Below are 17,425 nucleotides of genomic sequence, written 5' to 3'. Positions count from 1 at the left end.
GCCGTTTAGCCGGTGTGTTTCGCTAAAAAGCGATCCACTTCTTTGGCTTCGGGGATCGACTGAGCCGCGCCAGCCCGGGTGACGGAAATGGCTGATGCCGCGCAGGCCCGTTTTAATGCCTGACGGGCATCCGCGTGCTGACTGTAAGCCGCTAAAAAATAGCCGATAAAGGTATCGCCGGCTGCGGTGGTATCTACTGCATCCACTACAAAAGCGTCGACCTGAATGGTTTGTTGATTCTTAAGCATAATCACACCGGCTTTACCCAGTGTAATGATAACCTCAGCATGTGACCACTGAGTTTTATAGTGTTCAATAATAGCATCGAGTTCCCGCTCGCCGGAAAGCTCAGCCGCTTCTACTTCGTTGACGATCAGCAGGTCGATGCATTCATGGGGCAGAGACTTCACCGATTCACTCATTGGTGCCGGGTTAAAAGCCACTTTAATATGCTTTTGTTTGGCTTGCTGAAGCGTTTCGGCCAGGCCGCTGGTTTCGTTCTGCGTTAATACCCAGTCTGACGGCCGGGCTTTATCCAGCGCATGCATAATCTCTTTACTGCCGATTTCCTGATTGGCGCCGCCAAACAGTACAATGGCGTTTTCGCCTGAGGGGGTAACCTGAATAATGGCGTGGCCGGAAGGCGCCTCCACACATTGCAAAAACTGGCAGTCAATACCGTGCTTAATCAGTGTTTGCTTAAAGGCGCTGTCTGACTGATTTACCTTGCCGACATGGCGAACTTCTGCGCCGGCTGCCGCCAGAGCGATTGACTGGTTGGCTCCTTTGCCGCCAAGTAATTGCTGGTAATTAGTTGATGCGATAGTTTCGCCGGGTTGAACGAAGTGGTCGACCTGGTAGACATGGTCAATATTTACCGATCCAAAGTTTATTATTGCCATTATTAATTCCGTCGATAAATGGCGTCTCCCAAAGTGCCGCTGTCTATTGTTCGCCCTAGAACCGAAAAGTTCAGGGCGGAAGCATCATTATCACCGTAGGCTTCTCGGTACGAGCCGAGCTTGCTCAATAGTAACAAGTCAACTTCCTTGGTAAATAGCATCGGCCAGGGACATGAATAGACTGGCAAACACTCCAGGAGACATTGTTGTTAGCGAGTTCAAGGGAGTAAGTTTACGCCCTCTGTGTCGCTATGCAAGTCTGTGATGAATAACTTGCGAAAAGTGATCATAGTAGAATCAGCCCTGAACTGCCAGACACGATACGACATATGATATTCAAATGCTTTACTTTGTATCCGCTTAGCTGTTTATTTAACCCGCCCGCTTTTTATATAAGCGGGAGTTTTGGATTTAAACCAGTGCATTTGTTAGCATTGGCCAAATTGTTTATGGAATACCCTATGTCCACTGAATTCGATTCTTTAACCCAGTGCCTTGCCGATAACGAGATGGTTGTGGATGGCGCTGAAATCCATGGCATGATGTGCGGCATGCTGTGTGGCGGCATGTCACTGAGTGAGCAGCAATGGCTTGTGGTACTGCAGGACACCATGAATCAGGGGCAGCCGCTGGCCTCTACTGTGGTCTCTCAATTACAAAACCTGTTTAACGAAACCTGCCAGCAACTGGTCGATGGTCAGTTTGCTTTACGCCTGATGCTGCCAGATGATAATCAGCCTATTAACGACCGCGGTCTGGCACTTATAAACTGGGTTCAGGGTTTTATGGCCGGATTTGGTTTGTATCAGCAAAAGCTCAGTAATTGTTCTGATGATGTACGTGAAGCATTGCAGGATTTCTCGGATATCGCCCGCATGGAAGAACCCATGAACGATGACGAAGAGTCAGAGCAAGCGCTGCACGAAGTGGTGGAATACGTGCGCATTTCTGCGCTGCTGTGTTTTAACGAACTGGGTCAGTCACTGCTCGACGACCAACAAGACACACCTTCTGTACATTAATGGTTACGGTAAAACAATTTCGCCAGCGCCAAACCCGCCTGCTGCGTCAGTTACCGCCGTCGAGCGTGTTGGTGCTGCCGGCAGCGCAACGGGTTACCCGCAGCCGTGACACCGAATATGTGTTTCGACAAAACAGCTATTTCTGGTATCTGACCGGCTTTAATGAGCCCGACGCCTGGTTGTTGCTCTCTAACCACGAGCGCTACGCCGGGGATTATCGGGCTCTGGTGTGTCAGGCTAAAGATCCGCAGCTCGAAATCTGGCACGGCAAGCGGCTGGGGCCGGAGCAGGCGCTGGAAACGTTCAAACTGGATGAAGCTTATCCCACCGAAGTGTTGCCTGAGGTGCTGACCGAATGGCTCGAAGGCCATCAGCAGGTCTTTTTCCCGCAGGGTGAATTTGCTTTTGCCGATGAGGCGGTATTTGCCGTACTCGATACCCTGCGTAAAACGCCGAAACAAAACTTAGCGCCTACCGCGCTGGTGGATTGCCGACCGTTAATTCACGAAATGCGGTTACTTAAATCGCGCGAAGAAATTGCCGTTATGACCCAGGCTGCCGAAATATCAGCCCGTGCTCACCGCCGGGCTATGCAGTTTGCCTCGCCTGGCTGTTACGAATATCAGCTTGAAGCCGAATTGCATCATGAGTTTGCCATGGCTGGTGCCCGGCAACCCGCTTACGGCACCATTGTGGGGGGCGGCGAAAACGCCTGCATCCTGCATTACACAGAAAATAACCAGCAAATAGCTGATGGTTCCTTGATCCTGATCGATGCAGGAGCCGAATTTCACGGCTATGCTGCCGATATCACCCGTACGTTTCCGGTTAATGGCAAATTTACTGCGGCACAGGCAAGGGTGTATCAGCTGGTGCTTGATGCGCAACTGGCCGCTCTGGCGCAACTCAAAGCCGGGGTAACATTACCGGCCGTGACGGAAGTGGTCATTGAGGTTATTTGCCGTGGTTTGTGCGAATTAGGCTTATTGAAAGAAAGCCCGGAACAAGCACTGGCCAATAAAAGCTGGCGACGCTTCTTTATGCATGGCCTGGGGCATTATCTTGGCCTTGACGTCCATGATGTTGGCGATTACCTGCAGGATGGCCAGCCCCGACCGCTGGCTAATGGTATGGTTATTACCGTTGAGCCGGGTGTGTATATACCGGTTGAAGATGATATTCCCGAGCCGTATCGCGGCATAGGGATCCGAATTGAAGATAATATCGTTATTACCGGTGAAGGTTACCAGATGTTAACCGGTGACGTGCCTAAAACCATTGCAGATATTGAAGCCTTAATGGCCGAGGGCTGATTGCCCGTAGAAGGATTAAACACAGTCAGTGGCAAAGAATAACCAGTCAGACATTGTTATTGTGGGCGGCGGAGCCGTGGGCTCTGCGTTGGCGCGTATGCTGGTCAGGCAGGGCCGCCACAGTGTTACCTTAATCGACGCCAATCAGTTTAGCCGGGATCCGCACAGCCATCCGGGGTTTGATGCGAGGGTAATCGCCCTGGCAAAACGTACCGAACAGGCGCTAACTGAGCTGGGCGTCGAACTGAAAAAAGCCTTCGCTACGCCCATCGAACATATACTGGTTTCCGACCAGGGATTTATTGGCCAGACCCGCCTGCACGCCAGCGATCATCAGTTGCCAAGTTTTGGCCAGGTAGTGGGAATTCAGGCTCTCGGCCAGCAACTTTTTCCCGCCGGGTTACCAGAACTCAGCGTGCTGGAAGGCGTAACGGTTGATGAAGTTAACCAATCTACCGATAGCATCGAGCTACAGCTCGGCAATGGCAGCACGTTAAGTGCCGGTTTATTAGTGCTGGCTGATGGCGGGCGCTCTGAGCTGGCGGATAAACTCAATTTCAAGCGTAGCAGCGAAGACTACGGCCAGTCTGCGCTTATTGCCAACGTGCAATTAAGTGAGCCGCATAACGGCTGGGCCCACGAACGTTTTACGCCAAACGGGCCACTGGCCCTGCTGCCCTTTGCTGAAGATGACAGCAGTGATTACGCTAACTGTTACTCGTTAGTCTGGACGCTAAGCCACGACGAGGCAGAAGCCGCCCTGGCGTGGCCACAGGCACAGTTTATCAGCCGGTTGCAGCAGCAAATCGGCTACCGACATGGCGTGATTAACAAGGTGGGCAGCTGCCACAGTTACCCGTTGGTGTTAAATCAGATCCGCGAATTTACCGGCCATCGCTGCGTGGTGGTTGGCAATGGCGCACAGGCGTTGCATCCCATTGCAGGGCAGGGCTTTAACCTTGGGCTCAGGGATGTACTGGCGTTGGCCGATATTCTGGAAAGCGCAACCGATCCAGGGGCGTTTGCGGTGTTAAACCAATACCGCCAAAACAGAGTAAAGGATAAAGCGACGACCATCGGTTTAACGGATGGTCTGGTAAGGCTGTTCTCCAATCGATATGCACCACTGGTGGCGGGGCGAAATGCCGGCTTACTGGCGATGGAATTTTGCGACGGACTTTCGCAGAAGTTTGTTCGCCAGACCATGGGTTTTGGACAGTAAATCCGAACAAGACAGGACTTAAAATATGTATCAGGCGGACATCGCAATTGTAGGCGCAGGCATGGTGGGGCTGGCACTGGCCCGGTCTCTGAAAGAAGCCGATTTGTCGGTTATTCTGATCGACACCACTCCCATTGCTAAGCCTCTTTCAGAGCAGCCCGAACTGCGGGTGTCAGCAATTAACGCGGCCAATAAGCAGGTGCTTGAGCAACTGGGCGTGTGGCAGCATCTCGACCAGCAGCGCCTGAGTGCTTATACCCAGATGCAGGTTTGGGATCAGGACAGTTTTGGCCGCATCCAGTTCAGCAGTGAAGAAATGGGCACCTCTGAACTGGGGCATATCATTGAAAACCAGTCTCTGGTTAACGCATTACATCATCAGGTCAGTCAGCAGCCTAATGTGCAAATGTTACCTTCGACCCACATTGCCAAAGTGTTAACCGGCCAAGCCGAAACCATGCTTATGCTGGACACCGACGAAGTGGTATCCTGCCGATTGTTAGTGGGTGCCGATGGGGCTAATTCAGCGATTCGTAAATACGCCAACTTTCCGCTGACGTTTAAGGATTACGGTCATACCGCCATTGTGGCAACCATCAAAACCGCAGCGCCGCACGGTAAAGTGGCGCGCCAGGTGTTTACGCCCACCGGACCGCTGGCCTTGTTACCCTTAAGCGATACTAACTTATGCTCTATTGTGTGGTCGCAGAACAGTCAGCAAGCCGACGAGTTGCTGGCGTTATCTAACAGTGACTTCGCCAAAGCCCTGCAGGTGGCTATTGAAGGCGATGTGGGCGAAATCGCGGTTGAAAGTGCACGCATGCACTTTCCGTTAACCATGCGCTATGCCCGCCAGTGGCTGAGCGATGGCTTAGTTATTATTGGTGATGCAGCCCACACGATTCATCCGTTAGCCGGACAAGGCGCGAACCTTGGGCTACAGGATGCTTTTGCCCTGGCGGATAGCCTGCAAAAGCTGGCCGCTGAGCAGGCCGCGTTTTATCAGGCCCGTCAGTTAAGAGCCTTTGAACGGGCCCGTAAGAGTGAGGCGGTTAAGATGATTGCAGCCATGGAAAGCTTTAAGCAACTGTTTGGTGGCAGCCATCCGCTCAAGAAGCTCATCCGCGGCGTAGGGATGTGCACGGCCGATGCTATCCCGGCGATAAAACAACGCTTTATAACCCAGGCCATGGGCTGGTAACAGGCCAGTTCCAATACCGCCTTTAACCTCATCGCACGCCAGGTTATCGCGCTGGCGTTGCAACGGCGGCCAAGCGGGCATACAGTAGCCAATACCAATCCGCATAGAAGTTTGCCCACTCAGCAAGACTGTCAGGCTTTCTGGCTAGGCTTGGTTGCACAGGTTTGGTGGTGTCAAATCAAGCAAGCGTAACAACGCCAGAAAGCCTGACAGCCTTGCCCGAAGGGAGTGGCCAAAACGACTTACATCTGTGTTGCGCCCTCTGGACATAGAATGACTATGCCACAGAGAACGCGTCGTGATCTAAGTCGTTTTCGACTAGCCCTCAGGGATCACTCTGAGAGGGTAAACTTCTATGCGGATTGGTATAAACCTTTGATCACAATCAGGAGCATACCGGGTATGCGCGTGTTGAATGTATTACTGCTACTGGGCGGGTTAGCCGTATTTAACAGTCAGGCGGCACCGGCCGACGAACTACTCTCATTGCGCGAGCGCGCACAAGTGCAGGATACCTTGCTGGCCAAGCGGGTTGAGCAGCTCTTACCCCAGTTAATGGCCCGCAGCGGCATCGACATGTGGCTGATGATCAGCCGCGAGTACAATGAAGACCCCGTTTTACGCACCTTCCTGCCGGCAGACTGGCTGCAAACTGCCAGACGCACCACTATTCTTGTTATCGCCAGGGGTGAGCAGGGCAAGGTGCATACGCTGGCGGTAGCGCCGTACAAGGTGGGGAGTATGTTTGAACGGGCCTGGGATAAATCTGCGCAGCCGGATCAGTGGCAGGCACTGAATGCAATTATTAAACGTTTTGATCCTAACACTATCGGCGTAAACCAGTCGGAAATCTGGGCCCATGCCGATGGTCTTACCGTTACCGACCGCGCCAGTTTGATGGCTGAACTCCCTAAAAAATACCAGTCGCGGGTAGTATCGGCCGAGGCTCTGGCCGTTAGCTGGCTGGAAACCCGAATTGATGCCGAAATTGCCCTTTACAAGAAAATGGTGGCGGTAGCCCATCAGATCATTGCCGAGGGCTTTTCAGCCAACACTATCACGGTAGGTAAAACGACTACCGATGATCTTGTGTGGTGGTTCAGAGAGCGTGTTGCGGAGTTGAAGCTATCGACCTGGTTTCATCCTTCGGTATCCTTGCAGCGAAGCGATAATCAGCGCTTTGATCATGAAGCCACGTTTGACGATGATAAGGCCGAGGTCATTATGCCCGGTGATTTGCTGCACGTGGATTTTGGCATTACCTATCTGGGCCTGAATACCGATACACAGCAGCATGCTTATATTTTAATGCCTGGCGAGAGTAGCGCGCCGGAATACCTGCAGCAGGCGCTGCAAAAAGCCAATCAGTTACAGGATATCTTTACTGGTGAATTCGCCGCAGGCCGCACTGGTAACGAGGTACTGGCAAGCAGTCTGGCTAAAGCCAAGGCGGCGGGATTAAAACCGACTATTTATACTCATCCGCTGGGGTATCACGGTCATGCCGCTGGCACCACGCTGGGTATGTGGGATAAGCAGGGCGGCGTGCCGGGCGACGGTGATTACCCGCTGCATATAAGTACTGCCTACAGCATTGAGCTGAATAACGCGGTGATGGTAGAGCCCTGGGGCAAAGAAATTCGCATTATGCTGGAAGAAGATGCGTTTTTTGATGACACCGGCGTCTGGTATCTGGACGGGCGACAGACCCGCCTGATAGAAATCCCCTCGCGCTCAGTATTTACGCATAAGTTTTAACATCCAAACAAGAAGAACGAGATATGGATAAACGTACATTTTTAAAATTAACCGGTTTAAGCAGCGTAAGTTTGTTAATGGCGGGCAATACCCGCGCCGCGGGCCAACAAGAAGAACTGGCTTCTTTGTCATCCCTGGTGGGTGACTTGTCGCCCATTTTGGCCAGTGAAAGACGCGCCCGGATCGCCCGGGCACAACAACTGATGGCACAACAAAACATCGATGCTATTGTTCTGGAACCCGGTGCGGCCATGGTGTATTTCACTGGTATTCAGTGGTGGCGCAGCGAACGGCTAACCGGGGTAGTGATCCCCCGGGAAGGTGATATTGGCGTAGTGTGTCCGTTCTTTGAAGAGCCCAGTATCCGCGAATCCCTGGAAGTGGGCGATGATGTGCGGGTATGGCAGGAACACGAGAGCCCGTTTGCACTGGTGACAAAGATCATGGTCGATCGCGGTATTAACAAGGGCACCGTTGGTTTTGAAAACAGTGTGCGCTTTTTTGTCTCAGACGGGATCCTGAGTGCTAACCCAAAACTGCGTGCGGTAAGCGCCGAACCGATTACCCGCGGCTGCAGAATGATGAAGTCGCCGCATGAACTCAAGCTGATGCATAAAGCTAACGAAATCACCCTGGCGGCTTATGGCTACGTGTATAAACGCTTACGCAAAGGCATGTCTCAGGCCGAAGTCAAGAGCATGATGAACCAGGCCATGGTGGCGCTGGGAGGCAGCCGGCCGTGGAGCCTGGCACTGTTTAACGAAGCCAGCGCCTACCCTCATGGTACGCGCCAGCAACAGGTTATCGAAAATAGCTCTGTAGTGCTGATGGATTGCGGTTGTGCGGTGCATGGATACCAGTCTGATATCAGCCGGACGTTTGTATTTGGTGAGCCTGATAAAAAGCAACAGCAGGTGTGGCAAACCGTACGGAAAGGGCAGGAGATCGCATTTGCGGCGGCGCAACTCGGTAAACCTGCCGGCAGTGTGGACGATGCGGTGCGCGAACACTATACCGCGTTAGGGTACGGGCCTGATTATGTGTTGCCAGGGCTGTCTCACCGAACTGGTCATGGCATAGGTATGGAAGGGCACGAAAGTGTTAACTTCGTAAAAGGTGAAAGTACCCTGTTGCAAGCCGGCATGTGCTTTTCTAATGAGCCCGGCATTTATTTACCCGGCGAGTTTGGCGTGCGACTGGAAGATTGTTTATACATGACTACCAATGGCCCCGCCTGGTTTACCTCTCCACCAGAATCGCTGGCCGACCCACTGGGTAAACTGGAGCCGCTGAAAGTTTAAAAATAAGTGGCAGGCGGCTACTGCCGCCTGCCGCTATTAATCCTACTTATTCCATCGGGGTTACCTTAAGGCCAACAAAAATGGTGTCGTCTTCCTTGTCGTCGGGAATGAGCACCGGGCCTGGCATTGGGGCTGGCATAGGAATAGGAAACAGGCCTGGTAAAGAAACTGTACCAGCACCGTTAACGTTTAACAATTGGTGAGGCTTAAGTGGGGTAAGGGTTGTTTTGCTCATGATTTTTCTCCGTGATTAAAAAATAAACTGCCAGCTCATAGTAGTGCATGTAACGCTCAATGAGAGCTGACAGGAAGACCGGAAAAAAGCCAGTATTGTCAGATGGAATAATCGGGGTTAAGCATCGCTAAAACGGTGTCGATGAGAATTTTCTTCCGTAACGGTTTAGTGATGTAGGCGTTCATGCCGGCCTGCAGGCATTCCTGTTTATCCTGTACGGAAGCATTTGCCGTACACGCCACGATAGGAATATTTTTGTACTCCTCACCTGCCTTGCCGGTGCGGATAGCATGGGTGGCAGCAAAGCCATCCATTACCGGCATGCGGCAATCCATCAGGACCAGATCGATATCATTGTTGGTTTTCAGCAAATCGATAGCGTGTTTGCCATCTTCGGCCGAGAGCACCGAGAAGCCAGAGTCCTGCAACATATAAAAAGCCACCTCCCGGTTAATTGGGTTGTCTTCTGCTAGCAGGATGCGACCTGTTGAAACCACCATCTGATGGGACGGGATGAATGACAGATCGGCATTGTTTGCAACGTTCCTGGCTGAGCCCTGCAGCAAGGCGAATAGCTCATGGCGTAACACCGGCTTATTGAGCGTATGGAGTGTGTTGTCAGGTAAGGACGTAACGTTAATGGTAGTATCGCGATCAACAAGCACAGCCAGATTGGTGGGTAATAGCTCAACCCGCCGGGCCTGTTTTTTGCTGTTTCGCCAGGCGCTGAATTCAGCCTGTAGCGCAGCATCAATAATCAGCCAGTCCATGTTGGGCGGCATTTTTTCGCTGAACTCAGCCAGTGAGTCGAGCGAGTCAATTAATATAAAGCGAACCTTCCACACTGCCAGTTGCTTACACAGCAATCGCGCCTGACGGTGCAGTGAACTCAATACGATGACACCACCTACCTCAGGCAGTTGTTGCAGGCGTACCGGTGAAGATAACGTTGCCGTGGCGGTAAACTGACTGCCTTCATTGAGTTTACTGGTTACGGCGACTTTGCCTTTCATCATGTGAGTCAGGCGGTGCACAATAGACAGCCCCAGGCCGGTGCCACCAAAGCGCCGGGTAGTGGATGAGTCGGCCTGGGTAAACGGCTTAAACAATACTTGTTGCTGAGCTTCGGTCATGCCTATTCCGGTATCTTCCACGGTGATTTCAAGCAGAATATGTTCGCTGTCCAGCGGAATGCCGCGCAGACCAAGTTGTACTTTTCCCTCGGCAGTAAATTTAATCGCGTTAGACAGCAAATTGGTTAACACCTGGCCGAGGCGCACTTCATCGCCGGTAAGCCGGTTAAAGGGTAAATCACTTAAATCAACATGGAGTTGTACAGGCTTCGTATTCAGATGAGCCAGTTGTTCCTCGACAATACGCTGTACCAGTAAATCTATTTCGATAGAGGCGTACTCCAGCTCCATTTTGTTCGCTTCGATTTTAGAAAAATCGAGAATATCGTTGATGATGGTAAGCAAGGCACTGGCACTGGTGCGGGCAAGCTCAAGGCGGCGTTGTTGTTGTTTGTCACAGGCGTGCTGAACCGCCAACTGCAACATACCCATAATGCCGTTCATTGGGGTGCGGATCTCATGACTCATGACGGCTAAAAACTCACTTTTAGCCTGATTGGCCTGTTCCGCTTCAGTTTTTGCCAGTTGCATGGCCAGTTCACTGGCCTTCACGTTGGTAATGTCAGTAGCCACACCCAGAATAAAAGATTGTCCCCGAGCATCCTCAAAGCGGACTTTCTTGGTCCACAGGGTACGGATTTCGCCGTTGGGAAACTGGATTTGCTCTTCGTTTTCTGAACTGCCTGAGGCAAAGGCCAGAATATCCATACGCAAAAACTGCCCCGCTTCATCCTTGTTATATTCCTCAACGGTTGTGTAGCCAATCACCTTATCCCGTTTTTCAGGTGGGTATAGCGAGATAAACTTATCATTGGCCATCACGATGCGGTAGTCGGTGTCTTTAATAAATAAGTACACCGGTAAATGATCAAACATCAACTGCTGAAAACTGGCCTTTTCGGACAGGGCCAGCGCCATGCGTTTTTTCTCAGTAATATCAGTATGGGTGCCCGCCATCAGCACTGGCTCGCCCTTCGCGTTATAGTCGGTAACCTTGCCTCGTTCGAAAAACCACATCCACTCACCATTTTTATGCAGCATGCGGCATTCGAAATCGAAGTATTCACTGTGGCCAGCAAGGCAATCTTGCAGTAAAGCCCTGGCTTTATCATGGTCTTCAGGATGCATGGCATTAAATAGGGTATCTAAAGACAGCGGACCCAGCTCATTTAGCTCGTAACCGAGCATATTGGCCCAGCGGGCGTTGAGTTGCACGCGCTGGGAGGGTATCTCCCATTCCCAGGTGCCGGCCCCGGAGGCCTCTACAATAAACCCGAGCCGTTTTTTCTTGATGAGTCTGGCCTGCAAAATGCGCTGCCGGGTAATATGCTCGCACAGGGTAGTGAGTATTTGCAGATAATGCTGTAAGCGATTAAACAGTGCTTCATCGGCTGTGGTGCCAGCCTTTAGCATCACGCACAGACTAAGTTCAATATTCAGTGGTTCACTGAATAAGGTCAGTGCTGCCAACTCGTCGTGACAAGGCAGGGCAAAGTCGAGAATACCGGCAGGGCAATGCCAGCGACTCTCGGCTCTGAATTGCCCCAGCAATGACTCGATAAACTCGCTATCCAGTGATTGCTCGGTGGTGAAATACAGCTGGTTCCACAGCGAACGTGAATGACACAACAGCATCGCACCATCCAGATTAAGGTGATCGGTGAGCGTTTGAAAGACAGGTGTAAGCTGGGCGGCTTCCTCTGCGGTCATGTCGCTGGTTAATAAGGAGTAATCATCGTCAACCAGATTGCTATCTATGGGGGTACTTAGCATATCTTCGAAAAACAGGGGCTTTGAGCAAAGTATAGTGCAAAGTAGCGAACCCCCAAGTTCTGTTGGAAATTATCGTTCTCTTAATCGACGAGTAATAAAGTCTGCCAGTGTTCTGCTGACTACCGGGTGCTGGGTAGACTGAATAAACAGGCATACGTTGATCCCTCCCAGTGCCGGCAGGTTTTTATGTTTTAGCTCCATCAGATTCGCCGGCATACTGGAGCGTGCCAGCGCAGTGATACCCAAACCCTGTTGAATAGCCGCAACGAGTCCGGATAAATCGGCGTTGGTGTAACTTATCTTCCAGGCCGTGGTTTGTTGTTTAAGGTGGGTGATTACGCGACTGCGATAAATACAGCCATCGGGCGCCAGCACCAGGGCAATATTGGGAGTGATGAGCGGATGAGCCGGATCGCCAACCCAGACGACCTCATCTTCGAGGATCACATCACCATCGGTGGCTTGCTCCGGGTTAACCAGCGCGAGGATCATGTCAAAGTCATTTTGCCGCGACGGGTGAAGCAGTTCGCGGCTCAGGGCCGAAGTCACTTCCAGTGATACATCCGGATAGCGTTTGGAAAACTCGCCAATCAGGCCGGGCAGCAAGGTAGAGGCAAACTCGTTGGGGATCCCTAACCGCATGCGACCGCGTAACGGAGTGGGATCCAGACTGCGAAAAATACTGTCGTTAAGTTCCAGTAGCTCCTTGGCTTTAGGATACAGCCAGTTACCATCTGAGCTTGGTAAGTGTCGCTGACCGACTTTAGTGAATAGCTTTTTACCCAGCTGTTCTTCCAGTTTTTTTATCTGCAGGCTGATGGCAGGTTGTGAACGCCCCAGCCACTGGCCGGCTTTAGCATAACCGCCTTGTTCAATGACACCAACGAAGGTGCGCAGGTTGTCTAAGGATAGCTGCTTCATCATAAAGATTAGTAATTCTGATATTCAGGCTTGTGTATATAAGTATTTTAAATGCATTCATAAGAATTTCCAATTTGTTGTGATTGCCAGGCCTCCCTATACTTTTATGCAATATCTTCACAATGTCGGGTTAGCCACAATGAGCAGCGCAACTACACAACGCACCGCGTTATACAACAAACACCTTGAATCAGGTGCCAAGATGGTCGATTTCCACGGCTGGGATATGCCGCTTCACTATGGGTCGCAAATCGAAGAACACCATACTGTACGTCAGGCGGCGGGCATGTTTGACGTGTCGCACATGACCATTGTTGATGTTACCGGCAGCCAGGCTAAAGACTATCTGCGTTACTTGCTGGCTAACGATGTTGATAAGCTCAAGGACAAGGGCAAAGCGTTATACAGTGGCATGCTGAACGACGATGGCGGCGTGGTTGATGACCTGATTGTGTATTATTTTGATGCTACCAACTATCGCATGGTAGTTAACTCGGCGACCCGCGAAAAAGACATGAACTGGCTGTTAAAGCAAACTGAAGGCTTTGACGTAAGAGTTACCGAACGTCCTGAGTTCGCCATGATTGCGGTGCAGGGGCCAGAGGCCAAAGCCAAAGCGGCGGTAGTATTCTCTAACGCTCAGAATGAAGCGGTTGAAGGCATGAAGCCGTTTTACGGTGTGCAGGCCGAAGATCTGTTTATTGCCACTACTGGCTATACCGGTGAAGCCGGTTACGAAATTATGGTGCCGGTAGAAAAAGCCCCTGAGCTGTGGCAGAGCCTGCTGGATGCCGGGGTAAAACCCAGTGGACTGGGTGCACGGGACACGCTGCGTTTGGAAGCGGGCATGAATTTATATGGCCAGGATATGGACGAAACCATTTCGCCGCTGGAAGCGAACATGGGCTGGACCGTGACCTGGGAACCTGCCGAGCGTGACTTTGTGGGTCGTGCAGCGCTTGAGGCACAGCGTGAACAGGGCACCCAAAAGCTGGTTGGCCTGGTGATGAAAGAAAAAGGCGTATTGCGCGCCGGACTTCAAGTCAAAACAGCAGAAGGCGAAGCGGGCATTATCACTTCGGGTACCTTCTCACCTACCTTAGGACATGCCATAGCCATGGCGCGTATTCCTGCGACTAACAGCAGCACCGTAGAGGTGGAAATGCGTAAAAAGTGGGTTAAAGTAGAAGTGGTTAAGCCCAGTTTTGTCCGCAATGGAAAAAGTGTTTTATAACAATTTAACGAAGAGCAGGAATACACATGAGTACTATCCCAAATGATTTACGTTACGCGGCGTCACACGAGTGGGTTCGCCCGGAAGGTGACGGAGTTTTTACCATTGGTATCACTGAGCACGCGCAGGATTTATTAGGTGATATGGTATTTGTTGATTTACCGGATGTGGGTGATCAGGTAAATGCCGGCGATGATGTGGCAGTAGCTGAATCGGTAAAAGCCGCATCAGACGTTTACACCCCGATCACCGGCGAAGTGCTGGCGGTAAACGAAGAACTTGAAGACTCACCAGAGCTGGTTAACTCAGACCCATTCGGTGACGGCTGGTTATTTAAAATCAAGGCCGACGATGTAGCTGAAGTAGACGAGCTGCTCGACGCTGAAGGCTACGCTGCCAGTATCGAGGACGACGAATAAGTCGGACGTTACAACATTGATAATAAAGGGGCGGTATTGGCCCCTTTGTTTATTCTTTTTACTCTATTGCAGATGCTTAACGAATTATGTCAAACGCTTCAATTTCACTGGCTCAGTTAGAGCAAAAAAACGCCTTTGTTGGCCGTCATATTGGCCCCAGCGAAGAAGAAATCCAGCAGATGCTGGACAAAGTGGGCGCCAGCTCACTGGATGACCTTATCGATCAGACCGTGCCCAACAGCATTTGTCTGGATAAACCTATCGAAACTGGCGAAGGCGCCACCGAAGTTGAAGCGCTGGCAGCCCTTAAAGCCACCGCCGCAAAGAATAAAATTAACCGCTCGTTTATTGGCATGGGCTATTACGATACCCACGTGCCAAACGTCATTTTACGTAACGTGCTGGAAAACCCGGGCTGGTATACCGCTTATACACCGTATCAGCCAGAAATTGCCCAGGGCCGTTTAGAAGCCATCCTGAACTTCCAGCAACTGACAATCGATTTAACCGGTTTAGAGCTGGCCTCAGCCTCATTGCTGGACGAAGGCACCGCGGCGGCCGAAGCCATGGCGCTGGCCAAACGGGTATCAAAAAACAAAAAAGCGAATCTATTCTTCGTGGCCGATGATGTGCACCCGCAAACCCTCGACGTGGTAGAAACCCGTGCTGAGATGTTTGGTTTTGGCATTATTACCGGCCCGGCTGAGCAAGCCGCTGATCACGATGTATTTGGCGCCTTATTGCAATATCCTGGCACCACCGGTGAAGTAAAAGACCTAAGCGATATCATTGCTGCCGTGCAGGCGAAAAAAGGCATTGTGGCAGTCGCGACAGATTTGATGAGCCTGGCGCTGCTGAAGTCGCCTGGTGAATTAGGTGCAGATGTTGCTTTAGGCAGTGCCCAACGTTTTGGTGTACCCATGGGGTACGGTGGTCCACACGCCGCCTTTTTTGCCACCCGTGATGCTTACAAGCGTTCATTACCAGGCCGTATTATTGGCGTAAGTAAAGATACTCGTGGTCGTCAGGCACTGCGTATGGCGCTGCAAACCCGCGAGCAACATATCCGCCGCGAAAAAGCCAACTCAAACATCTGTACTGCCCAGGTATTACTGGCCAACATGGCTTCGTTCTACGCGGTTTACCATGGCCCTGAAGGCATTAAAACCATCGCCAGCCGTATTCATCGCTTCGCCGATATTCTGGCTGCAGGTTTAACCAAGAAAGGTCTGGCACTGAAGCACTGCACTTACTTTGATACGCTCACCGTGCTGGTGGATAACAAAGACAGTGTGATTGAAAAAGCGCTGGCACTGGGCCTCAATCTGCGTGCAGACCTTGAAGGCGCTGTGGGTATTGCGCTGGATGAAACCACAACCCGCGACGACATTCTGAACCTGTTCAGCGTATTAATTGGCGATGATCACGGCTTGAGCATTGAAGACCTCGATGCCCAGGTGACCACTCAGGGAAGCCAGTCTATTCCGGCCGATCTGGTACGTACCAGTGACTACCTGACTCACGAAGTGTTTAACCGCTATCACTCAGAAACAGAGATGCTGCGTTACATTAAGAGCCTCGAAGACAAAGATTTAGCGCTGAATCACTCAATGATTTCTCTGGGCTCATGTACAATGAAGCTGAACGCTACGGCCGAAATGATCCCGGTAACCTGGCCTGAATTTGGCCAGCTGCACCCGTTTGCACCGCTGGATCAGGCTACAGGCTACCAGGAGATGATCAGCGAGCTCAGCGACTGGCTAATCAGCATTACCGGTTACGATGCGCTATCTATGCAACCTAACTCTGGTGCTCAGGGCGAATACGCCGGTCTGCTGGCGATTCAGCGTTACCACGAAAGCCGTGGTGAAGGTCATCGTAACGTGTGCCTTATCCCAAGCTCTGCCCACGGAACTAACCCTGCCTCTGCGCAAATGGTTAGCCTGAAAGTGGTGGTAGTAGCCTGTGACAAAAACGGTAACGTAGACCTTGACGATTTGCGTGCTAAAGCGGAAGAAGTAGGTGATAACCTGTCTTGTGCTATGATCACGTATCCGTCTACTCACGGTGTATACGAAGAAACCGTGCGTGAAATTTGCGACATTGTGCATGACCATGGCGGCCAGGTATACATGGACGGCGCCAATATGAATGCACAGGTGGGCATTACCGCACCGGGCTTTATTGGCTCAGATGTATCGCACTTAAACCTGCACAAAACCTTCTGTATTCCACACGGTGGTGGCGGCCCGGGTATGGGGCCTATCGGCGTAAAAGCGCATTTAGCGCCGTTCCTGTCTAATCACACTGTGGTAGACATTGAAGGTGCGGGTAAAGACTGTGGTGCGGTATCAGCCGCGCCATGGGGCAGTGCGTCGATTCTGCCTATCAGCTACATGTACATCAAAATGATGGGCAGTGCCGGCTTACGCAAAGCTACCGAAGTGGCCATTCTGAACGCTAACTATGTGGCGCGTTCACTGGAAGGCCATTATCCGGTGCTTTACAAAGGGCGTAACGGCCACGTGGCACACGAATGTATTATTGACTTGCGCCCGCTAAAGGAATCATCTGGCGTTACTGAGCTGGATATCGCTAAGCGACTGAACGATTATGGCTTCCACTCGCCAACCATGAGCTTCCCGGTAGCCGGTACGCTGATGATTGAGCCAACCGAGTCAGAATCGAAGTTTGAGCTGGACCGTTTTGTAGAAGCCATGATCCACATTCGCGAAGAGATTGCCAAAGTGGAAAGCGGCGAATGGGATGCCACCGACAACCCACTGCACAACGCACCACACACACTGGCCGATATCTGCGATAACGACTGGAATCGTAGCTATGACCGCACCACCGCGGCATATCCTGTACCTACAGTCGCCCGCAATAAGTTCTGGCCAAGCGTAAACCGTATTGATGACGTTTACGGCGACCGTAATCTGATGTGTAGCTGCCCTCCACTCGAGAGTTATATGGAAGAGTGATGAATTT

General features: G+C 51.5%; 13 protein-coding genes and 1 other RNA gene. 9 read left to right on the top strand and 5 right to left on the bottom strand.

What is annotated here, in order from left to right; translation table 11 throughout:
* Window positions 1-5: 5 nt before the first annotated feature.
* Both AC566Q_RS19005 and ssrS read right to left on the bottom strand, forming a co-directional pair.
* A complete protein-coding gene (locus AC566Q_RS19005; protein ID WP_499609417.1) occupies window positions 6-902 on the bottom strand; it encodes a ribokinase in 897 nt (298 codons plus the stop codon).
* Window positions 903-923: 21 nt separating this feature from the next.
* A non-coding RNA gene (gene ssrS, locus AC566Q_RS19000) (6S RNA) lies at window positions 924-1,105 on the bottom strand.
* A gap of 258 nt (window positions 1,106-1,363) precedes the next feature.
* Here ssrS and AC566Q_RS18995 point away from each other — a divergent pair.
* The 6 genes from AC566Q_RS18995 to AC566Q_RS18970 all read left to right on the top strand — a co-directional run bounded on the left by AC566Q_RS18995 (window position 1,364) and on the right by AC566Q_RS18970 (window position 8,719).
* Entirely contained in the window at window positions 1,364-1,924 is a 561-nt protein-coding gene (locus AC566Q_RS18995; RefSeq protein WP_164464717.1) for a UPF0149 family protein, read from the top strand.
* Window positions 1,924-3,237: a Xaa-Pro aminopeptidase gene (gene pepP, locus AC566Q_RS18990; protein ID WP_499609411.1), complete on the top strand. Its 1,314-nt coding sequence runs from the start codon at window positions 1,924-1,926 to the stop codon at window positions 3,235-3,237. The genes AC566Q_RS18995 and pepP overlap by 1 nt, the downstream gene beginning before the upstream one ends.
* 28 nt (window positions 3,238-3,265) lie before the next feature.
* Complete coding sequence (gene ubiH / locus AC566Q_RS18985) at window positions 3,266-4,459, top strand: 2-octaprenyl-6-methoxyphenyl hydroxylase (protein WP_499609408.1); 1,194 nt, start codon at window positions 3,266-3,268, stop codon at window positions 4,457-4,459.
* Window positions 4,460-4,484: 25 nt separating this feature from the next.
* Window positions 4,485-5,660 (top strand): FAD-dependent monooxygenase, encoded by a 1,176-nt coding sequence (locus AC566Q_RS18980; protein ID WP_499609405.1) that lies wholly within the window; start codon window positions 4,485-4,487, stop codon window positions 5,658-5,660.
* A gap of 402 nt (window positions 5,661-6,062) precedes the next feature.
* Window positions 6,063-7,418 (top strand): M24 family metallopeptidase, encoded by a 1,356-nt coding sequence (locus AC566Q_RS18975; protein ID WP_499609402.1) that lies wholly within the window; start codon window positions 6,063-6,065, stop codon window positions 7,416-7,418.
* A gap of 23 nt (window positions 7,419-7,441) precedes the next feature.
* Window positions 7,442-8,719, top strand: coding sequence for a M24 family metallopeptidase (locus AC566Q_RS18970; RefSeq protein WP_499609399.1), 1,278 nt, complete (start codon window positions 7,442-7,444; stop codon window positions 8,717-8,719).
* A gap of 46 nt (window positions 8,720-8,765) precedes the next feature.
* On the opposite strand, the gene AC566Q_RS18965 is transcribed toward AC566Q_RS18970, so the two are convergent.
* From AC566Q_RS18965 to AC566Q_RS18955, 3 genes are all read right to left on the bottom strand, one after another.
* On the bottom strand, window positions 8,766-8,954 hold the full coding sequence (locus AC566Q_RS18965; RefSeq protein ID WP_105935943.1) for a hypothetical protein: 189 nt from the start codon (window positions 8,952-8,954) through the stop codon (window positions 8,766-8,768).
* Between the two features lie 98 nt (window positions 8,955-9,052).
* A complete protein-coding gene (locus AC566Q_RS18960; protein ID WP_499609393.1) occupies window positions 9,053-11,860 on the bottom strand; it encodes an ATP-binding protein in 2,808 nt (935 codons plus the stop codon).
* Between the two features lie 69 nt (window positions 11,861-11,929).
* A complete protein-coding gene (locus AC566Q_RS18955) occupies window positions 11,930-12,781 on the bottom strand; it encodes a LysR family transcriptional regulator (protein WP_499617556.1) in 852 nt (283 codons plus the stop codon).
* A 139-nt stretch (window positions 12,782-12,920) separates the two neighbouring features.
* On the opposite strand from AC566Q_RS18955, the gene gcvT reads away from it, so the two are divergent.
* From gcvT to gcvP, 3 genes are all read left to right on the top strand, one after another.
* Window positions 12,921-14,015 carry a glycine cleavage system aminomethyltransferase GcvT gene (gcvT, locus tag AC566Q_RS18950; protein WP_499609390.1) on the top strand — a complete coding sequence of 365 codons (1,095 nt, stop codon included), beginning with the start codon at window positions 12,921-12,923 and terminating at the stop codon, window positions 14,013-14,015.
* A gap of 26 nt (window positions 14,016-14,041) precedes the next feature.
* Entirely contained in the window at window positions 14,042-14,434 is a 393-nt protein-coding gene (gene gcvH / locus AC566Q_RS18945; protein ID WP_105935947.1) for a glycine cleavage system protein GcvH, read from the top strand.
* 86 nt (window positions 14,435-14,520) lie between these two features.
* A complete protein-coding gene (gcvP, locus tag AC566Q_RS18940; protein ID WP_499609386.1) occupies window positions 14,521-17,418 on the top strand; it encodes an aminomethyl-transferring glycine dehydrogenase in 2,898 nt (965 codons plus the stop codon).
* The last annotated feature ends 7 nt before the right edge of the window (window positions 17,419-17,425 follow it).

This window comes from Alteromonas sp. H02, from assembly GCF_059682525.1.
This window is presented reverse-complemented; position numbering and strand designations above follow the sequence as displayed.

Excerpts from the sequence above, each read along its gene's own strand:
- gcvH (WP_105935947.1), top strand. The coding sequence starts at position 14,042 with ATGAGTACTATCCCAAATGATTTACGTTACGCGGCGTCACACGAGTGG.
- AC566Q_RS18955 (WP_499617556.1), bottom strand. The coding sequence starts at position 12,781 with ATGAAGCAGCTATCCTTAGACAACCTGCGCACCTTCGTTGGTGTCATT.
- AC566Q_RS18975 (WP_499609402.1), top strand. The coding sequence starts at position 6,063 with ATGCGCGTGTTGAATGTATTACTGCTACTGGGCGGGTTAGCCGTATTT.
- AC566Q_RS18995 (WP_164464717.1), top strand. The coding sequence starts at position 1,364 with ATGTCCACTGAATTCGATTCTTTAACCCAGTGCCTTGCCGATAACGAG.
- gcvP (WP_499609386.1), top strand. The coding sequence starts at position 14,521 with ATGTCAAACGCTTCAATTTCACTGGCTCAGTTAGAGCAAAAAAACGCC.
- pepP (WP_499609411.1), top strand. The coding sequence starts at position 1,924 with ATGGTTACGGTAAAACAATTTCGCCAGCGCCAAACCCGCCTGCTGCGT.
- gcvT (WP_499609390.1), top strand. The coding sequence starts at position 12,921 with ATGAGCAGCGCAACTACACAACGCACCGCGTTATACAACAAACACCTT.
- AC566Q_RS18965 (WP_105935943.1), bottom strand. The coding sequence starts at position 8,954 with ATGAGCAAAACAACCCTTACCCCACTTAAGCCTCACCAATTGTTAAAC.
- AC566Q_RS18970 (WP_499609399.1), top strand. The coding sequence starts at position 7,442 with ATGGATAAACGTACATTTTTAAAATTAACCGGTTTAAGCAGCGTAAGT.
- AC566Q_RS19005 (WP_499609417.1), bottom strand. The coding sequence starts at position 902 with ATGGCAATAATAAACTTTGGATCGGTAAATATTGACCATGTCTACCAG.
- AC566Q_RS18980 (WP_499609405.1), top strand. The coding sequence starts at position 4,485 with ATGTATCAGGCGGACATCGCAATTGTAGGCGCAGGCATGGTGGGGCTG.
- AC566Q_RS18960 (WP_499609393.1), bottom strand. The coding sequence starts at position 11,860 with ATGCTAAGTACCCCCATAGATAGCAATCTGGTTGACGATGATTACTCC.